Origin of the sequence: Halorubrum sp. T3 (genome assembly GCF_000296615.1) — an archaeon.
Lineage (GTDB): Archaea > Halobacteriota > Halobacteria > Halobacteriales > Haloferacaceae > Halorubrum > Halorubrum ruber.
Genome location: NZ_ALWQ01000008.1, coordinates 95626 through 118022, shown reverse-complemented (window position 1 = coordinate 118022; position 22397 = coordinate 95626). Strand labels below are relative to the sequence as shown.

The 22397-nt window shown below is 68.0% G+C and carries 17 protein-coding genes and 5 tRNA genes; 9 read left to right on the top strand and 13 right to left on the bottom strand.

Going from position 1 to position 22397, the window contains the following annotated elements; translation table 11 throughout:
- Positions 1–420: 420 nt before the first annotated feature.
- From B378_RS0100565 to B378_RS0100555, 3 genes are all read right to left on the bottom strand, one after another.
- Positions 421–1260, bottom strand: coding sequence for an NAD+ synthase (locus B378_RS0100565; protein ID WP_017341890.1), 840 nt, complete (start codon positions 1258–1260; stop codon positions 421–423).
- A gap of 69 nt (positions 1261–1329) precedes the next feature.
- The gene (locus B378_RS0100560; RefSeq protein ID WP_017341889.1) at positions 1330–1992 is read right to left on the bottom strand and encodes an NUDIX hydrolase; all 663 of its coding nucleotides are present in this window, start codon (positions 1990–1992) and stop codon (positions 1330–1332) included.
- Positions 1989–2372: a hypothetical protein gene (locus B378_RS0100555; RefSeq protein WP_017341888.1), complete on the bottom strand. Its 384-nt coding sequence runs from the start codon at positions 2370–2372 to the stop codon at positions 1989–1991. Before B378_RS0100555 ends, B378_RS0100560 begins: the two co-directional genes overlap by 4 nt.
- Before the next feature lie 123 nt (positions 2373–2495).
- Between B378_RS0100555 and B378_RS0100550 the strand changes: the two genes are divergently transcribed.
- From B378_RS0100550 to B378_RS0100540, 3 genes are all read left to right on the top strand, one after another.
- Complete coding sequence (locus B378_RS0100550; RefSeq protein WP_017341887.1) at positions 2496–3452, top strand: DUF5787 family protein; 957 nt, start codon at positions 2496–2498, stop codon at positions 3450–3452.
- A 34-nt stretch (positions 3453–3486) separates the two neighbouring features.
- Positions 3487–3894 (top strand): cyclic nucleotide-binding/CBS domain-containing protein, encoded by a 408-nt coding sequence (locus tag B378_RS0100545; protein ID WP_017341886.1) that lies wholly within the window; start codon positions 3487–3489, stop codon positions 3892–3894.
- Between the two features lie 122 nt (positions 3895–4016).
- Positions 4017–5381: an LLM class flavin-dependent oxidoreductase gene (locus B378_RS0100540; protein ID WP_017341885.1), complete on the top strand. Its 1365-nt coding sequence runs from the start codon at positions 4017–4019 to the stop codon at positions 5379–5381.
- Between the two features lie 372 nt (positions 5382–5753).
- Here B378_RS0100540 and B378_RS0100535 read toward each other — a convergent pair whose 3' ends face one another.
- Positions 5754–6227 carry a deoxyuridine 5'-triphosphate nucleotidohydrolase gene (locus tag B378_RS0100535; RefSeq protein WP_017341884.1) on the bottom strand — a complete coding sequence of 158 codons (474 nt, stop codon included), beginning with the start codon at positions 6225–6227 and terminating at the stop codon, positions 5754–5756.
- Between the two features lie 275 nt (positions 6228–6502).
- On the opposite strand from B378_RS0100535, the gene B378_RS0100530 reads away from it, so the two are divergent.
- Complete coding sequence (locus B378_RS0100530; protein ID WP_017341883.1) at positions 6503–8488, top strand: aconitate hydratase; 1986 nt, start codon at positions 6503–6505, stop codon at positions 8486–8488.
- A gap of 709 nt (positions 8489–9197) precedes the next feature.
- Here B378_RS0100530 and B378_RS0100525 read toward each other — a convergent pair.
- From B378_RS0100525 to B378_RS0100485, 9 genes are all read right to left on the bottom strand, one after another.
- Positions 9198–9851, bottom strand: coding sequence for a 30S ribosomal protein S7 (locus B378_RS0100525; protein WP_017341882.1), 654 nt, complete (start codon positions 9849–9851; stop codon positions 9198–9200).
- A complete protein-coding gene (locus tag B378_RS0100520) occupies positions 9848–10276 on the bottom strand; it encodes a 30S ribosomal protein S12 (RefSeq protein ID WP_004599087.1) in 429 nt (142 codons plus the stop codon). The genes B378_RS0100525 and B378_RS0100520 overlap by 4 nt, the downstream gene beginning before the upstream one ends.
- Positions 10277–10481: 205 nt before the next feature.
- Entirely contained in the window at positions 10482–11294 is an 813-nt protein-coding gene (locus B378_RS0100515; RefSeq protein ID WP_017341881.1) for a hypothetical protein, read from the bottom strand.
- 45 nt (positions 11295–11339) lie between these two features.
- A complete protein-coding gene (locus B378_RS0100510) occupies positions 11340–11759 on the bottom strand; it encodes a NusA-like transcription termination signal-binding factor (RefSeq protein ID WP_017341880.1) in 420 nt (139 codons plus the stop codon).
- Positions 11759–14413 carry a DNA-directed RNA polymerase subunit A'' gene (locus B378_RS16030; RefSeq protein WP_237738303.1) on the bottom strand — a complete coding sequence of 885 codons (2655 nt, stop codon included), beginning with the start codon at positions 14411–14413 and terminating at the stop codon, positions 11759–11761. Before B378_RS16030 ends, B378_RS0100510 begins: the two co-directional genes overlap by 1 nt.
- Before the next feature lie 22 nt (positions 14414–14435).
- Positions 14436–17369: a DNA-directed RNA polymerase subunit A' gene (locus B378_RS0100500; RefSeq protein ID WP_192812418.1), complete on the bottom strand. Its 2934-nt coding sequence runs from the start codon at positions 17367–17369 to the stop codon at positions 14436–14438.
- Entirely contained in the window at positions 17370–19199 is a 1830-nt protein-coding gene (gene rpoB, locus B378_RS0100495; RefSeq protein WP_017341877.1) for a DNA-directed RNA polymerase subunit B, read from the bottom strand.
- A gap of 2 nt (positions 19200–19201) precedes the next feature.
- The gene (locus B378_RS0100490) at positions 19202–20767 is read right to left on the bottom strand and encodes a DNA-directed RNA polymerase subunit B'' (protein ID WP_026046103.1); all 1566 of its coding nucleotides are present in this window, start codon (positions 20765–20767) and stop codon (positions 19202–19204) included.
- Positions 20764–20994 carry a DNA-directed RNA polymerase subunit H gene (locus B378_RS0100485; protein ID WP_004599097.1) on the bottom strand — a complete coding sequence of 77 codons (231 nt, stop codon included), beginning with the start codon at positions 20992–20994 and terminating at the stop codon, positions 20764–20766. Before B378_RS0100485 ends, B378_RS0100490 begins: the two co-directional genes overlap by 4 nt.
- Before the next feature lie 276 nt (positions 20995–21270).
- Between B378_RS0100485 and B378_RS0100480 the strand changes: the two genes are divergently transcribed.
- From B378_RS0100480 to B378_RS0100460, 5 genes are all read left to right on the top strand, one after another.
- Positions 21271–21343, top strand: a tRNA-Asp gene (locus tag B378_RS0100480).
- Positions 21344–21372: 29 nt separating this feature from the next.
- A tRNA-Asp gene (locus B378_RS0100475) sits at positions 21373–21445 on the top strand.
- A 29-nt stretch (positions 21446–21474) separates the two neighbouring features.
- Positions 21475–21547 (top strand) — tRNA-Asp (locus B378_RS0100470).
- 29 nt (positions 21548–21576) lie between these two features.
- Positions 21577–21649, top strand: a tRNA-Asp gene (locus B378_RS0100465).
- A gap of 29 nt (positions 21650–21678) precedes the next feature.
- A tRNA-Asp gene (locus tag B378_RS0100460) sits at positions 21679–21751 on the top strand.
- The last annotated feature ends 646 nt before the right edge of the window (positions 21752–22397 follow it).

Sequence of the window (22397 nt, the reverse complement as noted above, 5' to 3'; positions counted from 1 at the left end):
TTATAAATAATCGAGGCTCTACGACAAATTCCTCCAAAGCCCCAGCCGCTCGCCTATAAATAGATAATAGCAGATCGGTGGCGAACACCTCCAAAGCCCCAGCCGCGAGGCGGTACGTGATCGATAACTCTCCGGTGGACGCCTCCAAAGCCCCAGCCGCGAGGCTGACGCACGCTCGCTGCGGTCCTCGTCACTCACTTCGTTCGTTCCTGCGGTCCTTACGTCGCCTGCGTCAGCCTCGCGGCTGCCCCTTTGAGTCCCACCCCGCCCCGCACAGCACCTCACGCCTCCCCAGCCTCGTCGGCCTCCCTACGGTCGGCCGACTCCCTCGCGCGTGCTGCTTCGCGGCCAAGGGCCGCTCGCAGGCACGCGCCACCGCGTCAGTTCTTTATAAGTATTCGTCGAGGCGCGGTCAACTACTTATAAGTCTCGCTCGGGCGCGGGCGGCATCGCCCGCTTGTGGGCGCTGCGCTCGTAGAGGTCGACCACGCGGTCGACGGCTTCTGCCGGGACGTCGAGTTCGCGGACCGTCGCCGCGCGCGAGAGTCCGCCGTCGACGTGGACCGCGAGGATGGCGTCGACGGTGTCGTAGTCGAGCCCCATCTCCTCGGCGTCAGTCTGGCCCTCCCACATGCCCGCCGTCGGCTCCTGCATCACGAGGTCGCGGTCGACGCCGACGTGCGCGGCCAGCTGGCGGACCTGCTGTTTGTAGAGGTTCCCGATGGGGTTACAGTCGACCGCCTGGTCGCCGTATTTCGTGTAGTAGCCGGTCATCGCCTCGGCGCGGTTTCCGGTGCCGAGGACGACCCGATTTTCGGCGTTGGCGACGAAGTAGTTCAGCACGGCGCGGGTGCGGACGTAGACGTTGCCCGCGGCCGTGCGGTCCTCCGCCGCCTCCGGGACGGCGTCGAAGAACGCCTCCGCGATCGGCTGGATCTCGATCACGTCGTACTCGACCCCGAGGTCGTGAGCGACGCGCTCCGCGTCGCTCATCACGTCCGCGTCGTTCACGGCCGAGGGCATCGTGAGCCCGTGGAGGCCGTCCTCGCCGAGCGCCTCGACCGCGAGGTGCGCGGTGAGCGTCGAGTCGATACCACCCGAGAGGCCGAGGACAGCGCCCTCGGCGCCCGCGTCGTCGACGACGTCGCGGATGAACGAGACGATGCGCTCGCGGGTCGCTTCCAGCTCCTCCTCCGAGAGGCGGAGATCGAGCGGGGGGTCGTCCGACAGCAACACCGACTGCTCCGAGGTCTGACTCATGAGCGGGTAGAGGTGCCGAGGCGACTAATACCTCCCCGTCGGCGCCGGGAACTGGACGCGCGTCGGGTTCTACAGCAGTCCTTCCTCTTCGGCCAACAGCAGCCCCTCCAGCGTCGCGTCGTTCGTCGGCGGCTCCCGGGCGATTTCGAGCGCCTCGTCGACCGGGACCGACCGCGGGGCGAGAAACTCGTTGCTGTCGTGGTCGACGTCGACCGGCTCTAACCCCTCCGCGAACACGTAGCCGCGCGTGTGACGCAACACGCCCGTCGAACACCACACCTCCTGGAGCAGCGACGTCGACGAGGGCTCGAAGCCGGTCTCCTCGGCGAGCTCGCGCGCGCCCGCCTCGGTGTACGACTCGCCGGACTCGACGATTCCGGCGGGGAGTTCCAGTTGGGTGTTCCGCACGGTGGGCCGGTACTGCTCGACGAACAGCACCCGGTCGTCCGCGACCGCAACGATCACGGTTGCGGGCGACAGCTCGGCCCAGTAGTACTTCTTCTCCGTCCCGTCGGGCTGCTCGACGCGGTCGTAGCCGCCGACGAACCACCCCTCGTCGTACTCGACGACGACCTCCTTCACCGGCCACTCGGGCTCGCCCGGCAGCGAGTGGTTGCGGCCGTCGGCGAACGCGGGGAGGTCGCGGAGGTCGGCCGCCGGGGCGTCGGGGTCGGGGGCGGCGGGGTCGTCGGAGGCGTCGCCCGCGTCGGAGTCAGCGTTCTCGCGCGTCACGGGCGGACCACCTCCGCGTGGTACACCTGGCCGTCGCGGCGCACCCGCACGCCGGTCTCCGTCGAGGCGTTCGGCACCTGCCGGGTGAGCGCGTCCACCTCGTCGAACGGCGTGTGCGTGAACCACTCCTTCATCCCGTACGGACCGGTCTGGTACCCCGCCGACCGACCGTCCTCGCTCTCTATCGCGCCGACCAGGAACGGGTACCGCCGGTCGGAGACGTTGTTCACGTCGGCGGCGGTGCCGTTCGTCTCGATCGGTTCGACCGTGAGGTAGTACGGGTCGCCGCTGCCGAGGTAGCTGGGGAGGGCGCCGAGCGCGAGCAGCGCGACGACGACCAGGGCGATGGCGATGAAGACGTTCCGGGTGACCCGGCGCATGGTCGCCGTAGGGGGCGGCGGGGAATACCGGTTTCGACCGACGAGATGCCGGTCGGCGAGGTGAGCGCCGAACCGGGCGCCGCGCGGCGACGCGTTTTATACCGCGGCGCCCCTGCCGACGGTATGGAGTATCGGTTCGAGCTGGCGCTTTGCGCCGGGCTCGAATCCCCGGACCGAGTCGTCGCCCGCCAGCTCGGCGCGGGCGTCGAGACGCCGGGGACGCGCATCGTCGACGTCTGCCTGCTGTCGCCGGGACCGAGCTTCGACGACCGCGCCGCGATCAGCGCCGAGCGGATCCCCGACCCCGCCATCGAGGCCGCCGTCGGCCCCGGGGAGGCCGTCCCCGTCGCCGACGCGTTCGACCTCCCGCCGGACCGGGCCGCCGCCGTCGTCGAGCGTGCGGTCGAGGTCGGCTACCTCGAACGCGAGCGGCGGAACGGGCGGCCGGTCGTGCGCGCGACCGCGCGCTACCCGGACGACTGGGTCGGGGAGCTCGTCGCCGTCGAGAACAAGCCCGACCTCGGAACGCCCGGCGACCTCGAGGCGCAGCTGCGCTACGACGCCGCGCTCGGCCTCTTCGACGAGGTCGTCCTCGCGACCGCCTCCTACGTCACCCGCGCACACCTCAACCGGATCCCCGACGCGGTCGGCGTCTGGCGGTTCGATCCGGAGACGGGGGAGCGCGAGGTCGTCCGCGAGCCGACGCCGCTCGACCCGGACGCGCCCGGCGTCGAGATCCGCGCGGAGCGTCCCTCCCGCACGGAGGTCGCCTTAGTCGACCCCGAGGCGAAGGCTCGCAAGCGGCGGCGGATCGCCGAGCGCGCGTACGGGAAGGGGTGGCGCCCCGACCCGCCGGCGTGCGCGCACGGCGAGGCGACCGCCGACGGCCGGCCGCGCTGCGCGCACTTCGACCGCGTGGTCGACCCCGGCCGCGAGTGCGGGAGCGGGTGTCCGGCCTTCGAGCCCGCCGACCCGCCGGAGACGGACCGAGAGGGGCTTCGGGACGAGCGGACGGCGTGGGTCGCCGCGCCGCCGGGGGACGGGCCGCGCCGGCAGTCCGGGCTCTCGCGGTACCTGTGAGAACGCTTATACGGCGAGGGCGGGTGTTTCGGGTATGGACGAGATCGAAGACGTCTTCGTGGCGCGGCTGATGTCGACGGGCCTCCACACGGTGACGCCGGACACGCTTGTCGAGGACGCGGCCGCGGTGCTGCTCGAGAACGACATCAGCTCGGTGCTGGTCGTCGACGACGACGGCGACCTCGTCGGAATCTTAACCTCGACGGACTTCGTCGACATCGTCGCGAAGAGCCAGCCGAAGGCCGAGACGACCGTCGAGCGGTACATGACGCCCGACCCGATCACCGCGGGCGCACAGGACGACGTCGCGGCCGTCGCCGCGACGATGCTCGAACACGGGTTCCACCACGTGCCGGTCGTCGACGGGAAGACCCCCATCGGCATCATCACCACCTCCGACTTCGCGGCGTACGTCTCCTCGCCGGAGTCCGTCTCGGCGTAGCGCCGCCTCGGAGCTGTCGGCCGGCTCGGTGCGTCGAGGCGGTCGCATCCGAGGCGTCCGCGACGGCGACAAGTGCCGCCACTTCCTGTGTCCGTATTACCCCGGAGCGCGTACCGAGGTCCGTGTCCGATCACCTACACCTCAACCTCTTCACCATGTCCTCGGTCGAGCACGTCTCGCCCGGGTCGTGGCGGTACCCCGGCGACCGGTCGGCGGACTACGCCGACCGCGAGTACTGGACCGAGGTCGCGCGCACCGCCGAGCGCGGCGGCTTCGACGCCGTGTTCTTCGCGGACGTGCGCGGGATCTACGACGTGTACGGCGATGATCGAGAGGTCGCCGTCGAGAAGGCGGTTCAGACCCCCGCGAACGACCCGCAGCTCGTCGTGCCCGCGATGGCGGAGGTCACGGACGACCTCGGCTTCGCGGTGACGCGCTCGACGACGTACACCCACCCCTACCAGCTCGCGCGGGAGTTCTCGACGCTCGATCACCTCACCGATGGGCGAATCGCGATCAACGTCGTCACCTCCTACTTAGAGTCGGCCGCCGAGAACCTCGGCCTCTCGGAGCGGATGGACAAGGAGACGCGCTACGACCGCGCCGACGAGTTCCTCGACGTCTGTTACAAGCTGTGGGAGGAGTCGTGGGACGACGACGCCGTCGAGGTCGACCGCGAGGCCGGGCGGTATTCGGACCCCGAGAAGGTCCACGCCATCGACCACGAGGGCGACCACTTCTCGGTGCCGGGCCCGCACGGCTGCGAGCCGTCCCCCCAGCGCACCCCGGTCATCTACCAGGCCGGGTCCTCCGACTACGGCCGGTCGTTCGCCGCGCGCAACGCCGAGGCCGTCTTCGCCAGCCAGCCGACCGAGGAGGGCGTCGTCGAGTACATGGCGGACGTGAAGTCGCGCGCGGCCGACGCCGGCCGCGACCCCGAGAGCCTCCGCTTCTTTATCGGCGTGGTGCCGGTCGTCGGCGAGACGGAGGCGCTCGCGGAGGCGAAGTACGAGGAGTACAAGCGCCACGTCGACGTCGAGGCGACGCTCGCGCTGTTGTCCGGCTTCCTCGACATGGACCTCTCGGAGCTCGACCCCGACCAGAAGGTCGAACACATCGAGACGGACGCGATCCAGGGGACGATGAACGCGTTCACGAAGGCCCAGCCCGACCGCGAGTGGACGGTCCGCGAGGTCGCGGAGTTCTGCGGGCTCGGTACCACCTCGCCGAAGATCGTCGGGACGCCGGAGCAGGTCGCCGACGAGCTCCAGCGCTGGCACGAGGAGGTCGGCGTCCACGGGTTCAACGTCAAGGAGGTCGTCCGCCCCGACTCGCTCGTCGACTTCGTCGACCTCGTCGTCCCGGAGCTGCGCGAGCGCGGACTGGTCCCCCCGGCCGACGCCGAGCCCCCGGGCGAGACGCTCCGCGAGCGGCTCCTCGGCGAGGGGCAGACGGGGCTCCGCGGGGACCACCCCGCCCGGCAGTAGCGCGCGGAGACCGCTCGGAGTCCGATCCGACCGGACGCCTTCGCGTGGTTTCGCGGCTCGTGTGAGCGAGCTGTTGTGAACGCGTTGCCGCTAACTAATACGACAACGCTGCCGCCCCCGGCACGCTTAAGTGTCTACCACCGCTTGTTTCAGGTGACGCTTCGCTTGGAGGGCCGAAGCGTCAGCGGGGACCTACAGAACGACACGCCCGTGCCACCTTTTCCCGGCACGGGCGTGCCGTTCGTTCCTTTACTCACCGAGCGAGCCGCTCGCACAGCCGCGGGCAACGACCGTTCCGCGCCGACTGGGACTCAACGACCGTTCCGCGCCGACCGAGACTGTACGTAGCCGGCCCGCAGAAGACGCCGTTCTTCAGAGGTTCTCCCGCTGGTACGCGCCGTCGTACGTCCCCTCGTGGTCGGCCTCGGCGAGGACGAGCTGCGCGATCCGCGCGCCCGGCTCGATCTCGATCGGGTGGCCGATGTCGAGTCGCCCCTCGCCGACCCCCTCGTAGCCGGCGTCCCACACCGCGGTGTCGAGGGTACAGGCGTTACGCAGCAGCGTCGAGCGCGGGAGGACGAACCCGATCCGCTCTTCCGGGATCCGCACCGGCTCGCCGTAGCGGACGACGTAGCTCCCGCGTTCGAGCCGGTAGCAGTCGCCACGGGGCTCCAGCTCCCGTCGCTCGGCCACGCGCTTTCCGTCGCGTCCGAGCCGGCCCGGTTCGGTCTGTGCGAACACCGCGTCGAGGGTGAGGTCGACGCCGTTCGGCTGTCGCTGCGCGTCGTCGAGGTCGGCGCCGGCCGCCTCCAGCGCCGCCGCGACCGCGGCTCCCGAGTCGAACATGCGCGTCCGGAACCGCGGGCGAGGCAAAACGGTGTCGCCCGCGGCGCGCGACGAGGAGGGACGAATCAGCCGTTTTTGCCGCGACCGTTGAAACCCTCGATTTCGTCCGTTTCAGGCGATTAATGACCTAAAATACACTGGACGGCTACGTATTTCACGGTGCGTGGTATCACGCGGAGATCACAGCGAGCGTTGCCGCATCGAGGGATCTAACACGGTCGATCTTCGGGAAACTCGCGGGTTTTATATCCACGGGACGGCCATCTTGGCGTGATATGGGACAAACGATTACGGAGAAGATCCTCGATGACCATCTCGTCGAGGGCGAGCTGACGCCCGGCGAGGAGATCGGCATCGAGATCGACCAGGTGCTGACGCAGGACACGACGGGGACGATGGTGTGGCTGCAGTTCGAGGCGCTCGACTTAGACGAGGTCCAGACGGAGCTGGCCGCGCAGTACTGCGACCACCAGACGTACCAGTTCGACTTCAAGAACACCGACGACCACCGCTTCCTCCGCTCGGCGGCCGGCACGTACGGCGCGTACTTCTCCCGGCCCGGGAACGGCATCTGCCACCAGGTCCACAAGGAGAACTTCGCGGCGCCCGGCAAGACGCTGCTCGGCTCCGACTCGCACACGCCGACCCCCGGCGGGCTCGGCCAGCTCGCGATCGGCGCCGGCGGGCTCGACATCGCCGTCGCGATGGGCGGCGGCCCCTACTACGTCGAGATGCCCGAGGTCGTCAACGTCCACCTCGAAGGCGAGCTCCCCGAGTGGGCGACCGCGAAGGACATCGCGCTCCACCTGCTCGGCGAGCTGACCGTCAAGGGCGGCGTCGGCAAGATCTTCGAGTACACCGGCCCCGGCGCCGAGCAGCTCACGATCCCCGAGCGCACCACGATCACGAACCTCGGCACCGAGCTCGGCGCCACCTCCTCGATCTTCGCGACCGACGAGAAGACGAAAGACTGGCTCGCGCGCCAGGACCGCGAGGAGGAGTACGTCGACCTCCAGCCCGACGACGACGCCGAGTACGCGGAGACGATCGAGGTCGACTTAAACGAGCTCGAGCCGCTCGTGGCCGCGCCGTCGATGCCCGACAACGTCGCCCCCGTCAGCGAGTACGAGGGCACCGACGTCGAGCAGGTCATCGTCGGCTCCTGTACCAACGGCGCCTACGAGGACATCCTCCCCAGCGCGAAGATGCTGGAGGACCGCGAGGTCGCCAAGCAGACCGAGATGATCGTCGCGCCCGGCTCGAAGCAGGCCTCCGAGATGCTGGCCCGCGAGGGCTGGACCGCGGAGATGATGGCGGCCGGCGTCAACTTCTCCGAGGCGACCTGCGGCGCGTGCATCGGCATCGGCCACGTGCCCGCCTCCGACTCCGTCTCGCTGCGCACCTTCAACCGCAACTTCGAGGGTCGCTCCGGCATCGAGGACGACTCCGTCTTCCTCTGCTCGCCCGAGGTCGCCACCGCGGCGGCCATCACCGGCGAGATCGTCGACCCGCGCGACCTCGCGGACGAGCTCGGCGACCTCGAGGCGCCCGGCCTCGAGATGGGGACGAAGTACGGCCCCGGCATGGGAGAGTCCGACTCGGATATCATCTCGCCCGACGAGGCGATCGACGACGGGCTCGTTAAGGGCCCGAACATCGGCGACGTGCCGCTGAAGGACGACATCGACGTGGACGGCGGTGAGGCCCTCCTCAAGATGGAGGACAACATCACCACCGACCACATCATCCCGGCGACCGCGGACATCCTCAAGTTCCGCTCGAACATCGAGAAGCTCTCCGAGTTCACGCTCTCGCGCGTGGACGACACGTTCGCCGACCGCGCGCTCGCCGCCGACGGCGGCGTTCTCGTGGCCGGCGAGAACTACGGCCAGGGCTCCTCGCGCGAACACGCCGCGCTCTGTCCGATGTATCTCGGCATCGAGGCCGTCTTCGCCCAGAGCTTCGCCCGCATCCACAAGGCGAACCTCTTCAACTTCGGGATCGTCCCGCTGGCGATCGACGAGGAGACGTACGAGAAGATCGAGCAGGGAGACGACCTCGCGATCGTCGACGACGTGCCCGCGGGCGTCCGCTCCGGGCAGGAGGAGTTCACCGTGAGCGTCAACGGCGAGTGGGAGTTCACCGCCGACCTCGACGCCTCCGAGCGCGAGCGCGATATCCTCGCGGCCGGCGGCAAGCTCTCGTGGGTCAAACAGCAGCACGCCGACGGCGGCTCCGGCGCGGCGCCGGCCGACGACTGAGCGCGCTGTCCACCGAGCGAAGCCAGTTCAGACCTCCGAATTCGCTTTTTTTCGCCGGACCCACCTCGTAGCGGCGGCTACCGACTTGCGAATTGGCGACGCTTTCGGCTGTGATCGATTCCGGGAGTGAGTATCGCAGATCGGTAGCGGCGATTCAGTATTTAAATAATCGCCAGCGGCGCCAACGGTCGTTTATAAATGCCGGTGCGGTGGCGCGCGCCTCCGAGTGGCCGCCGAAGGCGGCCGCGAGGAGCGCGTGCGAGGGAGTCGGGCGCAACGAGGGCGACCGAAGGGAGCCCGAAGGCGCGCCCGACGAGGCTGGGGAGGCGTGAGGTGCGGGTGCTGTGCGGTGCGGGGCGGGACTCAAAGGGGCAGTCGCGAGGGCGAAGCACGCCGTAGCAAGCACCGCAGCGAGGGAGCGAAAGCGACCGAGTGAGGAGCGCAGCAAGGCGCGCGAGCCGTCGGGACTGGGGCTTTAGAGGTCGTCAGCGCAACGCGGTTGACTGTTTATAAACGGCCGATAGCAACACCGCGCTCCGCTTTATAAACGACCACACTCACGACGTACTACACCCACTCCAGCTGTCGATTACAGTTCTTCCGATCACGACACGCGTCTCGTCGCCGACGTAGCGCCGCCGCTCTATACGTGGGATCGAAACGAAAAACCGCGAGACGCGTCCCGTCGGTCCGAACGCTGAAACCGGCGTTAGCGGGCCGCGGCGGCGACGCGCTCGCGCTCTTCCTTCTGCGAGATGGAGTAGGAGCCCTCGACGTCGTAGTCGGCGGCGGCGACGAGCTCGTTGGCGAGCGCCTCGGCAGCCGCGGTCGTCGACTTGTACGTCGCGCTGGCGACGGCGTCGGAGATGAACAGCAGCGCCTGATCGACGCGGCGCTGGGGCGCGACGTCGACCGCCTTCGGGACGGAGATGCCGCCGTACTTCAGGCGGACGGTCTCCTCGCGAGGCGCGGCGTTCTCGACGGCCCGGACGAGCACCTGGACCGGGTTCTCCTCGGTCCGCTCGTGGACGATGTCGAAGGCGTCGCGGACGATCCGCGTCGCCTGCTGCTTCTTGCCCGTGTTCTCGTCGGTCTGCATCAGGCGGTTGATCAGCCGCTCGACGAGAGAGATCTCGGACTTCTTGAACTGTTTCGACGCGTGGCGACCCATCGTGTGCGCGATGGGCGTCACGGTCATGTAGCGCTTCGTCGAGGGGTCCTCGTAGGCGATCTCGGTGACGTCCCAGACGCCGAACAGCTTGGCGTTCTCGTTGGCGGCCTCGCTGGAGGCGGGCGCGTCCGGGTCCGGCTCGTCGGCGGCGACGTCCTCCTCGGACGGCGCCTCGGTCTCCTCGCCGCTCATCTGACCGGCTTCTCCGCGTTGCCGCGAACCAGTTCGATCATCGACACGCCGTTGACCTTCTCGACCTTGTAGTTGACGCCGGAGAGGTCGCCCATCGCGCGGCCCTTCGCGCCGCCGATGCCGGCGATGGTGACCTCGTCGTGCTCGTCGATGAAGGAGATCGCGCCGTCACCGGGACAGAACGCGGTGACCTGCTTCCCGTTTTTGATGAGCTGAACCCGGACGCACTTTCGGATCGCCGAGTTCGGCTGCTTTGCCTCGATGCCGACCTTCTCGAGGACGATGCCGCGCGCCTGCGGGGCACCTTCCAGCGGGTCGGACTTCTTTTTGAGCCCGCGCTCGCGCCGAGCGTACTCGGAGTCGGACCAGCGGCGCTTCTGCCGGTCCTTTTTGAGCTTACGGGCCGCGTACTTGCCGTTCGCCATCGTACGCCTACTTCCGAACGGAGCTACTTAAGCGTCGTCTTTCTCCGTCGCGAAACGGCCTCAGATCCCCCGAGCGGTACCTCTCGACGGATCTGAGAGTGTTTCACGCAGATCCGTGATCGAAAACGACGGACGCTCGCTCCCGCTGAGCCGATAAGCCGGCGAGAGCGCCTGTCGTTCGATCGCGATCGAGCGCGTCCGAGCGTCAGCCGCTCGTCTCCTCGCGCGCCGTCTCGACCCACCCCGGCTCCGACACCGTCGCGCCGAGGTCCCGGTAGTCGATGTCGACGTCGACGGTCGCCTCCTGCCCGTCGTGCTCGCCCGCCCACGACTGGACGAGCCGCGGCACCACGCCGGACTCGTACACGTGAACGGTCGCTGACGCCGTCTCGACGGTCTCGGGGATGTTCCGGTCGCCCTCGAAGGCGTCGGCCGCGAACCGCGCGGTCGGCTCGCCGCGCACCTCGCCGCCGCCGTCGCTCGTCGGGTTCCACAGGTTCAGCCCCTCGTACTCCGTCTCGCCGCCCTCGGTCTGCCCCTCGACGCGGATTCCTGTCACCACCTCGGAGCGCATCGCCGACTCGAACTCCGCCGCCGACCGGTCCGTCGACTGGCGGGCGTACCGCGTCCCGTCGGCGGTCCGCCGGCGGATGAACGCCGTCCCGTCGGCGACGTACAGCTCCGAGACGTCCGGCTCGTCGGTCTCGGTCACCTCCTGTCGCACGTACTGGCGCCCGTTTTCGAGGTCGTACCGCGACTCGTACTCCTGTGAGGGGAGCCACGGGCTCGGCTCCGCGTCGCCCTCGTGGCTCGTCGCCGCCGTCGACGAGAGCGTGGCGCCCCCGGCGTCGACGAGCGCGTCGGCGTGTCGCTCCGCGAGCGTCGCGACGTCGAGGCCGTCCTCCGCCCGCCAGTCGGCGTCGGGGAACGGCCGGTCCGACCCGTCGCCGCCGAGGCAGCCGGCGGCGCCGACCGCGGCTCCGGCTCCGACTCCGGCGAGGAAGCGTCTCCGGTTCATACGACGAGAAACGGGCGGGGTGGCAAAAGGGCGCGGGTTCCCGGCTCAGGTCAGCTGGACGTCGTCGATGTCGTAGTGCCGCTCCGCGAGCTGGCGGGCAGTCTCGATGTTCGCGCCCTCCGCGCCGATGGCGACGCCCCGGTCCGCTTCGTCGACCTCGACGTACGCCACGCGGTCGTTCTGCTCGGAGATGGTGACGGCGTTGACGACCGCCGGCGCGAGCGCGCTCGCGACGAACGCCTCGGCGGTGTCGGCGTCCTCGACCAGTTCGATCGACTTGTCGAGCCGCCGCTCGGCCTCCGCGACGGTCTCGCCGCCCTGGCCGATCGCGCTCGCCATCTCGCCGGCCGGGACCACGAACACGAGCCGGTCGCCCTCCACGAGGCAGTCCGTCGGCGTGACCCCGGTCAGCTCGTCGAACCGACCGATGTACTGCCGCGCCTCGTCGGAGAGCTCGACGTACATTAGTCGTCGCTCACGACGCGCGACCCCATCCGGAGGTCGACGTCGCCGGTCCCCATCGAGATGGGCTTGCCGGCGATGACGTTCTCGATGACGCCGTCGAGGTCGTCGTACTCGCCGTGGATCGCGGCGTCGAGCAGGTGGTTGACCGTCACCTCGAACGCTGCGCGCGCGAGCACCGAGTCCTTGTTGCCGGAGATGCCGTGCCGGCCGATCGACTCGATCTCGCCGTTGTTCGTCATGATGTCGGCGACGAGCATGAGGTGGCGGACGTTCACGTCGTCGAGCCCCTGCTCTTCGAGCGTGTTCTTCGTCTCGTCGATGATCGTCTCGCGGGCCGCCTCGACCCCGAGGTTGCGGTAGATCTCGTGGATGTTGTTACACGTCGTCCGCGAGGCGTCGACGCCCTCGATGTCGAGGGTGTCGCCGAACGCCGACCCCTCGGTGTAGAGGACGAACTCCTCGTCGCCGTCGATCTCCTCTTTGCGGATGACGACGCGCTCGATCTCCTCGATCCCCTTGAACACGATCTCCCGGAGCTTCTCGACGAGCTGGAGCAGCTCGCGGTAGCTCGGCTCGTTGGGACCGAACTCGATGACCGTGCCGGCCTGCCGGGCGTCGACGCCCAGCGAGTCCTCGATCGTCTCGGCGATAATCTCCGCGACCTCCGTCGCGTCGGAGTGGGTTGGCCACCGCTCCAAGAGCGTGTCGTCGTTTAAGTCGATCCGGACCAGCATGTCTGCGACGTTCGTCGACACGTCGCCGAGCGCGAGGATGCGCGTAGCCTCGATCGACCAGACGACCTCGTGAGCCTTCTCGCGGTCGGTCGCGTACTCGCCGTCGAGGTGGACCGTCATCATCGGCGTGTCCGGCGTCTTCCGGGCGTCCACCAGCTCGATGAGCCGGGGGAGCCCCTGCGTGACGTCGATTTCTGCGACGCCAGCGTAGTGGAACGTGTTCATCGTGTTGTGCGTCACGACGCCTTCTGCCGTGGTGAACGTCTCCAGTCCCTCGACGGAGAAGTCGTACACGTGGTCGTGTTCCGTCGGTACGGCTTCGATCGACTCGATGCGGTCCCACACAACGTCGCCATCGACCGCCTGACGGAGTTCGTCGAGCGCCTCCGAGTCGACGCCGGCTTCCTCCGCTTCGTCAACGAGCCGTCGGAGCCGGGAGCGGCCGATCCGCTGGCGGTTCGACGCCGCGTTTACCTGTCGGCTCGGAATGCCGGCGTCGGACGCGACCTCGCGGAGCGCGTCGCCGAAGTTCGGAACCTGATCGGTGGCGTCCGGCCCCGTCTCATCGATTTCGGCGGCCGCGGCGTCGAGTTCGTCCCCCCGCTCGCCGACCATCCCGATCCGGTCGGCGAAGCGCTGGACGTGTTTCTTCGGCACACGGAGCGTCCGCGACGTGTCCTGTTCGCCGAGCGTCGCGTACACGTCGAAGCGAGCGAGCAGCAGCGCGATTCCCGCGGTGAGCCGGTCGCTCGTCGAACTGGAACGGACCGCGCTTTCCGCGACGTTGCCGTCGCCGCTGAAGTACCCACGGAGCAGCCCCCGGACGAACTCGTCGTTCGCGCCGAACGCGAAGCCCGGAACGATCTTCCGCTCGTCTTCCGTACACGCAGCGCGCAGGAAGTCGGCGAGGATCGTCCCGTTCACGCGAACGTCGTAACCGCGGGCGAACCCGCTGTCGTTCTCGTACTCGTTCACCGAGAGGTCGAACCGGTCGGCGAACGCTCGAATCCCGTCTTGGAACGTCTCGTCGACGTTCGAGACGGAGACGTAGTGGTCCGTCAGCGACCCTTCCGCGAGCCACGCGCCGACGAAGAACCCGGTATCCGCGTCGAGCGGGAAGCGTTCCGGGAGACCGACCGTCCCGCCGGTCGGATAGACGGTCTCTTCGTCGAGGTCTCCCGCGTCGAGCGCGTCGCGCTTGTTGCGGAGCTGATCCGCTCCGACCGGAGCGGTGTCGACGCCGCCGTCAGCGAGCGTCGAGGTGTACCAGTAATCGGTTGCTGGGAGGTACTCCCGGAGGTCGACCTCGTCGTCGCCGTCGCTCTCGTACGATCCGACGACCGGGAGCCAGTCGCCCGCTTCGAGGTCGTCGCCGGTGACCGGGACGACCTCGTTGTCGCGTCGGGTGACGAACGAGTGGGCCTTCGTCGCCCGGATCGTCCGACCGGACTCGAGTTCGAACCGAAGCAGCTCGTCCGGCGCGTCGTGGCGACTGACCTCTTCGACGGGCTTCCAGCGCACACCCTCGTCGCCGTCGAGGCTGAGCGTCTCCAGCCCGTCGGGCGCGAGCCCGACCTCGTGGTCGTCTACTGACCGGGACTCGCGGGACGTGAGTACCTCGTCGACGAGCGGACCGATCTCGACGATGTCGGTCGTTCCGTTCCGCCGAACCACGACGCGCTCGTCGTGCGGGACGCTCATCTGCGTCCCGGGCTCGCCGATCGACTGCGCCGAGACCGTCCCGACCGGGTCGAGCGGGTCGACCCGCGTCTGCTCGTAGCGGTTCACGACGCCCTCGACGATATCGGTCGCCTGTTCGATGGTAACTTCGCCGGCCTCCTCGGCCTTCCGGTCGATGGCGTCGTACACCTTCGTCTTGAGTCGGCGGGGGAGCTCGGTCGCCTCCACGACCGCCTCCATGTCGTCGGTGACGCCGTCGTACTCAGTCATCGGACTCCACCCCCGGCCCGCCGGCCTTGTTGAGCCCTGGCCCGGCGTGCTCCGAGAGGTTCGTCGGCGGCTCGCGCTCGCCGAGGAACCGCTCCTTCTCCTCGTCGGAGGCGAACTCGGCGTCGACCACGCGGTCGACGATGCCGTCGACGTCGATGCCGTCCTCCTCGCCGGAGGAGACCTTCACCGGCGAGGTGCCGTCCTCGCCGAACTCGAACTGGACGATCCGGCCCGAGGTGTCCCGGACCGTGCCGTCGTACTGCGCCTCTAACTCGGAGAGCGCGTTGATGAGCCGGCGCTGGAGGTAGCCGGACTTGGAGGTCCGGACCGCCGTGTCGACGAGCCCCTCGCGGCCGCCCATCGCGTGGAAGAAGAACTCCTGGGGCGTGAGCCCGCCGCGGTAGGAGTTCTCCACGAAGCCGTGCGCCTCGGAGGAGAGGTCGTTCGGCCGGTAATGCGAGAGCGTCCGGTCCTCGTAACCGCGGTTGATCCGCTCGCCGCGGACCGCCTGCTGGCCGACCGAGCCGGCCATCTGCGTCAGGTTCAGCATCGAGCCGCGGGCGCCCGAGCGGGCCATCACGACCGCCGGGTTGTCGTCGCCGAAGTGCTGGTCGGCGATCTCCCCGGCCGAGTCGCGGGCCTTCCCGAGCGTCTGCATGATCTTCATCTCCAGCGTCTCGTCGACGCCGCGGCCGGGGAGCGACTCCAGCTCGCCGGCCTCGTACGTCTCGATGAGCTCCTGGACGCGGTCGTAGGCGCTCTCGATCGCCTCGTCGACCTGCTCTTCGGCCTCCGGCGGGATCGACTCGTCGTCGATCCCGATCGAGAACCCGAAGTTCATGATCGCGCGCATCGCCAGCGACGCGATCTCGTTGATGAACACGCGGGCGCGGGTCTCGCCGTACTCCTTGGTGAGCGTGTCGACGACCTCGCCGCCGAACGCGCCGACCGCGTCCTCGTCGATGGTCCCCTCGATCAGCTGGCCGTCCTCGATGACGACGCTGTCGCCGGCCGAGGAGGTAAAGGAGAGGTCCAGGTCGTCTGGGAGCAGCTCCGAGAACAGCGTCCGGCCGGTCCAGAACTCGCGGCCGTCGTCGTCGACGCCGTCCGCCTCGGGCAGCTCGTCCACGCGCGTGGCGCGCAGCAGGTCCAGCGCCTGCGTCTCCGTGAACTCGGGGTTCGAGTGGGTGAGGAGGTAGGTGCCGGAGATGTGGTCCTGGATCGCGCCGATGATGTTCCCGCCGAAGCGGGGCGAGAGGATCTGCTCTTGGACGCGCATAAGGACGCGGGCCTCGGCGCGGGCCTCCTCGTTCTGGAGCGCGTGCATGTTCATCTCGTCGCCGTCGAAGTCGGCGTTGTACGGCGGACAGACGACGGTGTTGAGCCGGAACGTCTTGTACGGCATCACCACGACCTCGTGGGCCATGATGGACATCCGGTGCAGCGAGGGCTGGCGGTTGAAGATCACGATGTCGCCGTCGACGAGGTGGCGGTTTACCTCCCAGTCGGCCTCGACTTTTTCGGCCAGCTCCTCGCAGTTCTTCTCGGTCACCTTCAGCCGGCGACCGTCGGGGCGGCGCACGTAGTTGGCGCCGGGGTGGGCCTCGGGGCCGTTCCGGACGTACTGGCGCGCCTCCTCGACGTTGCGCTCGGTGACGTTGAGCGTCTGGGTCATCTCCTTCGCCACGCGGTCGGGCACGCCGACCTCGTTCAGCGAGAGCGTCGGGTCCGGCGAGATAACGGTACGAGCGGAGAAGTTGACGCGCTTCCCGGAGAGCGATCCGCGGAAGCGGCCCTCCTTCCCCTTCAGCCGCTGGCTGAGGGTCTTGAGGGGGCGGCCGGAGCGGTGTCGCGCCGGCGGCGTCCCGCTGATCTCGTTGTCGACGAACGTGGTGACGTGGTACTGTAAGAGCTCCCAGAGGTCCTCGATGATCAGCTGCGGGGCGCCCGCCTCGCGGTTCTCCATGAACCGCTGGTTGATCCGGATGATGTCGACCAGCTTGTGCGTGAGGTCGTCCTCGGAGCGCTGGCCGTTGTCCAGCGTGATGGAGGGACGGGTGGTCACCGGCGGCACCGGCAGCACCGTCAGGATCATCCACTCCGGGCGGGAGTGCTCGGAGTCGATGCCGAGGACCTCGAGGTCCTCGTCCGGAATGTCCTCGAACCAGTCGCGGATGTCCGAGGGCATCAGCTTGTTCATGTCCTCCTCGGTGAGGTCGACGTCTAACGCCTTCTCGATGGCGCGGCGGTCCTCCTTGCGCGGGCGGAACTCGCCGGCCATGATCTCGTTGATCCGGTCGACGGCGATGTCGGTCTCGTCGGCGAGCTCCTGCGGCGAGGTGCCCGGGTCGTCCGCCTCCTCGTCGGGCTGCATCGCGGCCGCGATGCGCTCGGAGTAGTCGCCCGAGAGCACGTCCTGGACCTCGTAGTACGTGGTCGGCTTCTCGTGTTTGATGTCCGCCTGCGGCTCGCCGCAGAACGGACAGGTGGACGCCTTCCGGGCCTGCCGGACGGCGGCCTTCAGCACGTCGTGCTCGTCGTCGCCCAGCTCCTTCGCCCGCTCGTAGCGGTCGCGGAACTCGTCGCGCTGCGCCTCGTCCAAGGCGAGCTTCCCGCACTCGCGGCACGTCGAGCGGAGCAGCCGCCGGATGAGCTTGGTGAAGCCCACGTGGATGACCGGGGCGGCCAGCTCGATGTGGCCGAAGTGGCCGTTACAGGAGCCGGAGTGGGAGCCGCAGGTTCGACACTCTAAGCCGGGGTCGATGACGCCCAGTCGCGGGTCCATCAGCCCCATGTCGATCGGATAGCCGTCGTCGTCGTACGTGTCGGCCGTGATCACCTTCGTCGCGGACATGTCCCGGTACGTCTCCGGGTCCATGAGGCCGAAGTCGATCCCGCCGAGCACTTTCGGTGTTTGCGTTGACATCTAAATCGCGTCCTCCAGTTCGAGTTTCGGTCGGATGCCGAGGGCGATCATCTCGTCGAGCAGGAGCTTGAACGCGTAGCTAACCTCCAGCTCGTGGATGTCGTCCTCGTCGCCCGTCACCGGGTCGTACACGCGGCGCTGCTCGCGGTCCTCGACGGCGACGAGCCCGGTTTCCGCGGAGACGTGGACCGTCTCGGCGTCCGAGGACTCTAACAGTCGCTCGTTGAGCACCATCGACGCGCCGTGGCCGATGATCGTGTCGCGCTCCATCTCCCCGACGCGCAGCCCGCCCTCGCGGGCCCGCCCCTCGGTCGGCTGGCGCGTGAGCACCTGGACCGGCCCGCGCGAGCGGGCGTGGAGCTTGTTCGACACCATGTGGTACAGCTTGTGGTAGAAGATCGTCCCGACGAAGATCTCGGCGTCGATCTTCTCGCCGGTGACGCCGGAGTACATGACCTCCTTGCCGGAGGATTCGAAGCCGTGTTCCTCTAACTGGTCACGGAGCTCCTCCTCGTCTTCGCCCTGGAACGGCGTGCCGTCGACCCGCGAGCCGCGCAGCGAGCCGACCTTGCCGCCGAGCATCTCCAGCACGTGGCCGACCGTCATCCGCGACGGCAGCGCGTGCGGGTTCATCACGAGGTCGGGGACGACCCCCTCTTCGGTAAACGGCATGTCCTCCTGGGGCGCGAGGTGGCCCACGACGCCCTTCTGGCCGTGTCGGGACGCGAACTTGTCGCCCAGCTCGGGGACGCGCTGGTCGCGCACCTTCACCTTCGAGAGCTTGGAGCCGTCCTCGCCCTCCATCAGCGTCACGGTGTCGACGACGCCCGACTCGCCCGAGCGCATCGTCACCGAGGTCTCGCGGCGCTTCTGCGGGGAGAGCCCGCCCATGTCGTCGGGCTCCTCAAGGAAGCGCGGCGGGCTGGTCTTGCCGAGCAGCACCGAGGACTCGTCGACCTTCGTCTCGGGGTTGACGAGGCCGTCCTCGTCGAGGTGCGTGTAGGCGTCCTCGCCGCGGGCGCCGCGCACGTCCTGTTCGGGGATCTCGAAGCGGTCCTCCTGACCGCCGGGGTAGCGGCGCTCCTCGCCCTCGTAGGTCCGGAAGAAGTGCGAGCGGGTGAGCGCGCGGTCGACGGAGCCCTGATTCATCACGAGGGCGTCCTCGATGTTGAAGCCCTCGTAGGACATCACGGCGACGACGAAGTTCTGCGCCGCCGGCCGCTTGTCGAAGCTGATCTGGTCGGACGTCTGCGTCTTCACCATCGCCAGCTGCGGGTAGTGGAGGAGGTGCTGACGCGTGTCGGGCCGGATCCGGTAGTTCGCGGAGGGGAGCCCGAGCGACTGCTTCATCATCCCCGCGCCCATCGTAATCCGGGGCGAGGCGTTGTGCTCGGGGTACGGGATCATCCCCGCGCCGATGCCGAAGACGAGCTGCGGGTCGATCTCGAGGTGCGTGTGGTCCTCGGTCACGTCCTCCTCGTCGACGGCGACGAGGATGTCCTCCTCCTCCTCGGCGTCGATGAACTCGACGTAGCCGCGCTCGACGAGGTCCTCGAACTCCACGTCGCCGCGTTCGAGCGCCTCGATCTCCTCGTCGCCGAGGAGCGGCTCGCCGTTCTCGACGACGATGAGCGGGCGCCGCGCCCGCCCCGCGTCGGCGTTGACGATGACCTCGCGGGTCCGGTCTTTCACCGAGACGTTCACCATCTCCGAGACGTCGCCGCGGCGGCGCGCCTCGCGGATCTGTTCGGCGAGCTCGTCCGGGTTCTCGTGGGTGCCCACGAGGCTCCCGTTGACGTACACCTTCGCTTCGCGTTCTGCTTGTGCCATGATCAGTCGTCCGCCGTCTGTCGTTCGACGCCCTCGATGCCGGGGATCCCCTCGACACCCATCGACGCCAGTTCTCGTTTCAGCCCCTGTTCGTCCTCGACCGTCTGTGACAGCTCCATCGCCTGCGCGAAATTCTTCACGAGCCCGCAGTTCGGTCCCTCCGGCGTCTCGGAGGGACAGATGCGACCCCACTGGGTCGCGTGGAGGTCCCGCGCCTCGAAGTGCGGCTGCGACCGCGACAGCGGCGAGCGCAGGCGCCGGAGGTGCGAGAGCACGCCCATGTAGTCCGTCCGGTCGACGAGCTGGGAGACGCCCGAGCGGCCGCCGACCCAGTTCCCGGTCGCGATCGGGTGTTCGAGCCGCTCGGTCAACACGTCGGAGCGCACGACGGTGTTGACGGTGAGCTGCCGGTTCCGCATGTTGGCGCGTTCGAGCTGGTACTTCACGTCGCGCGCCAGCTTGTTCAGGGCGGTGCGGAACAGGTCGCGCATCAGGTCACCGGAGACCTTCAGGCGCTTGTTCGCGTAGTGGTCCTTATCGTCGGCCTCCCGGCGGTCGAGGGCGAGCTCGAAGCACGCCTCGGCCATCCGGCAGAGGTAGTACGCCTTGTTGATCCGCACGTCCTCCTCGTCGACGCCCTCCTCGTGGAGGTGCGGCAGGAGGTAGCGGTCGATGACGTAGTTCGCCCGCTTGAGCTGGTAGTTCTTCCCCTGACCGGAGGCGACGCGCTCGCCGAGGGTCTCGATCGCCCCCTCGGTCGTCTGGACGTCGGCCTCCTCTAAGTTCTCCAGCATGAACTTCACGATCTCGGGGTCGTCAGAGACGCGGTGGACAATCTCCTCGTCGGACTCGAGTCCGAGCGCCCGGACGAGGGTCACGAAGTCGATGGAGCCGGAGACGGAGGGGAACGACACTTCGAGCAGCCCCTCGCGGTTGCGCTCACAGAGTACCAAGGCGCGGTACCCGCGGCGCTGGGAGAACGTCTTCGCGACCTGAATCTCGTCGCCGTACTTCGAGTCGTACTCCGCGAGGATCTTGTTCGGCGCCAGGTCCTCCGAGGTCATCAGCACGCGCTCGGAGCCGTTGACGATGAAGTAGCCGCCGGGGTCGACGGGGTCCTCGCCGATGTCGATGAGCTCCTCGTCGGAGAAGCCCGCCATGTTACACTTGTTCGAGCCGACCATGATCGGCATCCGGCCGACCTTGGTCTCGGTCGTGTCGACGACCTCCTCGGGCTCGTCCTCGCCGCCGCGCACGATGGACATCTCCATGAACACGGGCGCCGAGTAGGTGATGTTTCGGAGCCGCGCCTCCTGTGGGTACAGCAGCTCCTCGGAGCCGTCGGCCTCGCGGACGCGCGGGGTGACCATCCGCACGTCGCCGAGCTCGACGTACACCGGCTCCTGACCCTCCTTGTCGCCGATGTCCGTCTCGATGGTCTCCTTCTCGTCGACGACTTCCTGCATGCCGCGGTCCAGGAAGTTGTTGAACGAGCGGAAGTGGTGTTCGGCGAGCCGTTCGTCCGAGAAGTACTCGCGTGAAACCACGCGTCGGTCTTGCCTGTTCATGAGACGACTAATCGGTACACGACCGCCTCGTCGGTCGTTCGGGAGTCGCGAACGATCTTCACCACGTCGCCGACCTCGGCCTCGTCGGGGAGCGCGGGATCCGTGCGTTTGATCTTCGGTAAGTTCGTTTTCTTCACGTCGTACTCCGCCAGGACCTCCTCGACCTCTTCGGGGTCGTCGAGGAGAACGTGGTCCGGGACGAGTTCGTGTTGGCTTACGTCTACCATGGGTGCTGGTGGTGGGGAGAAGCTATCACGAGATACTACAGATACGTATATACGCCAGCGGCATAAGAGTTACCAAGCGCTGCCGCGCGCGGCTCACGGGCCGGGGCGTTCGACACTCCCACACACGCGAGGTCGACACAAAAGCATACCGGCCGCGACCGCGATTGCCCCCTCGGCGTCGCGGCTCGGACGCCCCAATTCCCTGTCACCGACCCGCACTCCCGTCAGGGATGACAAGCCTTATTTGCCAGACAGGGGTACGAACTGATGCGACAAGCCCGGATGGTGTAGTGGCCCATCATACGACCCTGTCACGGTCGTGACGCGGGTTCAAATCCCGCTCCGGGCGTCCCCCGTTTCGGGGCGCTGTCGCTGTTTGCCCGGATGGTGTAGTGGCCCATCATACGACCCTGTCACGGTCGTGACGCGGGTTCAAATCCCGCTCCGGGCGTCCCCCGTTTCGGGGCGCTGTCGCTGTTTGCCCGGATGGTGTAGTGGCCCATCATACGACCCTGTCACGGTCGTGACGCGGGTTCAAATCCCGCTCCGGGCGTCCCCCGTTTCGGGGCGCTGTCGCTGTTTGCCCGGATGGTGTAGTGGCCCATCATACGACCCTGTCACGGTCGTGACGCGGGTTCAAATCCCGCTCCGGGCGTCCCCCGTTTCGGGGCGCTGTCGCTGTTTGCCCGGATGGTGTAGTGGCCCATCATACGACCCTGTCACGGTCGTGACGCGGGTTCAAATCCCGCTCCGGGCGTTTTCGACGAACAACACGGCGAGCGTAGCGAGCCGTTCGTCGAAAACGGTCGCAAAAGGGATTTGAATCTGAGGACGAGCGAACGCAGTGAGCGAAGTCCTCCGGGTTCAAATCCCGCTCCGGGCGTCTTTCGCTGCCGCAAAACGAACGAGGAGCGGCAGCGACGAGTGAGTACTGCGGCAGCGAAGCGTCGAGGGATTTGAACCCTATCAGTCGCGCGCAGCGAACGGAGTGAGCGAGCACGTCTGATTTCGGTTCAAATCCCGCTCCGGGCGTTCTGTCGACGCCGACTACGAGCGAGGAGCGGTAGCGACGAGCGAGTCCGGCGTCGACGAATACAGACGAAGGGATTTGAACCAGAGAGTGAAGCGAGCGAAGCGAGCGGAACGACCGAGGTTCAAATCCCGCTCCGGGCGTCTTTCGCTGCCGCAAAACGAACGAGGAGCGGCAGCGACGAGTGAGTACTGCGGCAGCGAAGCGTCGAGGGATTTGAACCCTATCAGTCGCGCGCAGCGAACGGAGTGAGCGAGCACGTCTGATTTCGGTTCAAATCCCGCTCCGGGCGTTCTGTCGACGCCGACTACGAGCGAGGAGCGGTAGCGACGAGCGAGTCCGGCGTCGACGAATACAGACGAAGGGATTTGAA

What these genes read in the sequence shown, in the direction of transcription:
- B378_RS0100565 (WP_017341890.1), bottom strand. Translation starts at nt 1,260, where the DNA reads ATGAGTCAGACCTCGGAGCAGTCGGTGTTGCTGTCGGACGACCCCCCG.
- B378_RS0100555 (WP_017341888.1), bottom strand. Translation starts at nt 2,372, where the DNA reads ATGCGCCGGGTCACCCGGAACGTCTTCATCGCCATCGCCCTGGTCGTC.
- B378_RS0100550 (WP_017341887.1), top strand. Translation starts at nt 2,496, where the DNA reads ATGGAGTATCGGTTCGAGCTGGCGCTTTGCGCCGGGCTCGAATCCCCG.
- B378_RS0100545 (WP_017341886.1), top strand. Translation starts at nt 3,487, where the DNA reads ATGGACGAGATCGAAGACGTCTTCGTGGCGCGGCTGATGTCGACGGGC.
- B378_RS0100535 (WP_017341884.1), bottom strand. Translation starts at nt 6,227, where the DNA reads ATGTTCGACTCGGGAGCCGCGGTCGCGGCGGCGCTGGAGGCGGCCGGC.
- B378_RS0100530 (WP_017341883.1), top strand. Translation starts at nt 6,503, where the DNA reads ATGGGACAAACGATTACGGAGAAGATCCTCGATGACCATCTCGTCGAG.
- B378_RS0100525 (WP_017341882.1), bottom strand. Translation starts at nt 9,851, where the DNA reads ATGAGCGGCGAGGAGACCGAGGCGCCGTCCGAGGAGGACGTCGCCGCC.
- B378_RS0100520 (WP_004599087.1), bottom strand. Translation starts at nt 10,276, where the DNA reads ATGGCGAACGGCAAGTACGCGGCCCGTAAGCTCAAAAAGGACCGGCAG.
- B378_RS0100515 (WP_017341881.1), bottom strand. Translation starts at nt 11,294, where the DNA reads ATGAACCGGAGACGCTTCCTCGCCGGAGTCGGAGCCGGAGCCGCGGTC.
- B378_RS0100510 (WP_017341880.1), bottom strand. Translation starts at nt 11,759, where the DNA reads ATGTACGTCGAGCTCTCCGACGAGGCGCGGCAGTACATCGGTCGGTTC.
- B378_RS16030 (WP_237738303.1), bottom strand. Translation starts at nt 14,413, where the DNA reads ATGGAGGCGGTCGTGGAGGCGACCGAGCTCCCCCGCCGACTCAAGACG.
- B378_RS0100500 (WP_192812418.1), bottom strand. Translation starts at nt 17,369, where the DNA reads ATGTCAACGCAAACACCGAAAGTGCTCGGCGGGATCGACTTCGGCCTC.
- rpoB (WP_017341877.1), bottom strand. Translation starts at nt 19,199, where the DNA reads ATGGCACAAGCAGAACGCGAAGCGAAGGTGTACGTCAACGGGAGCCTC.
- B378_RS0100490 (WP_026046103.1), bottom strand. Translation starts at nt 20,767, where the DNA reads ATGAACAGGCAAGACCGACGCGTGGTTTCACGCGAGTACTTCTCGGAC.
- B378_RS0100485 (WP_004599097.1), bottom strand. Translation starts at nt 20,994, where the DNA reads ATGGTAGACGTAAGCCAACACGAACTCGTCCCGGACCACGTTCTCCTC.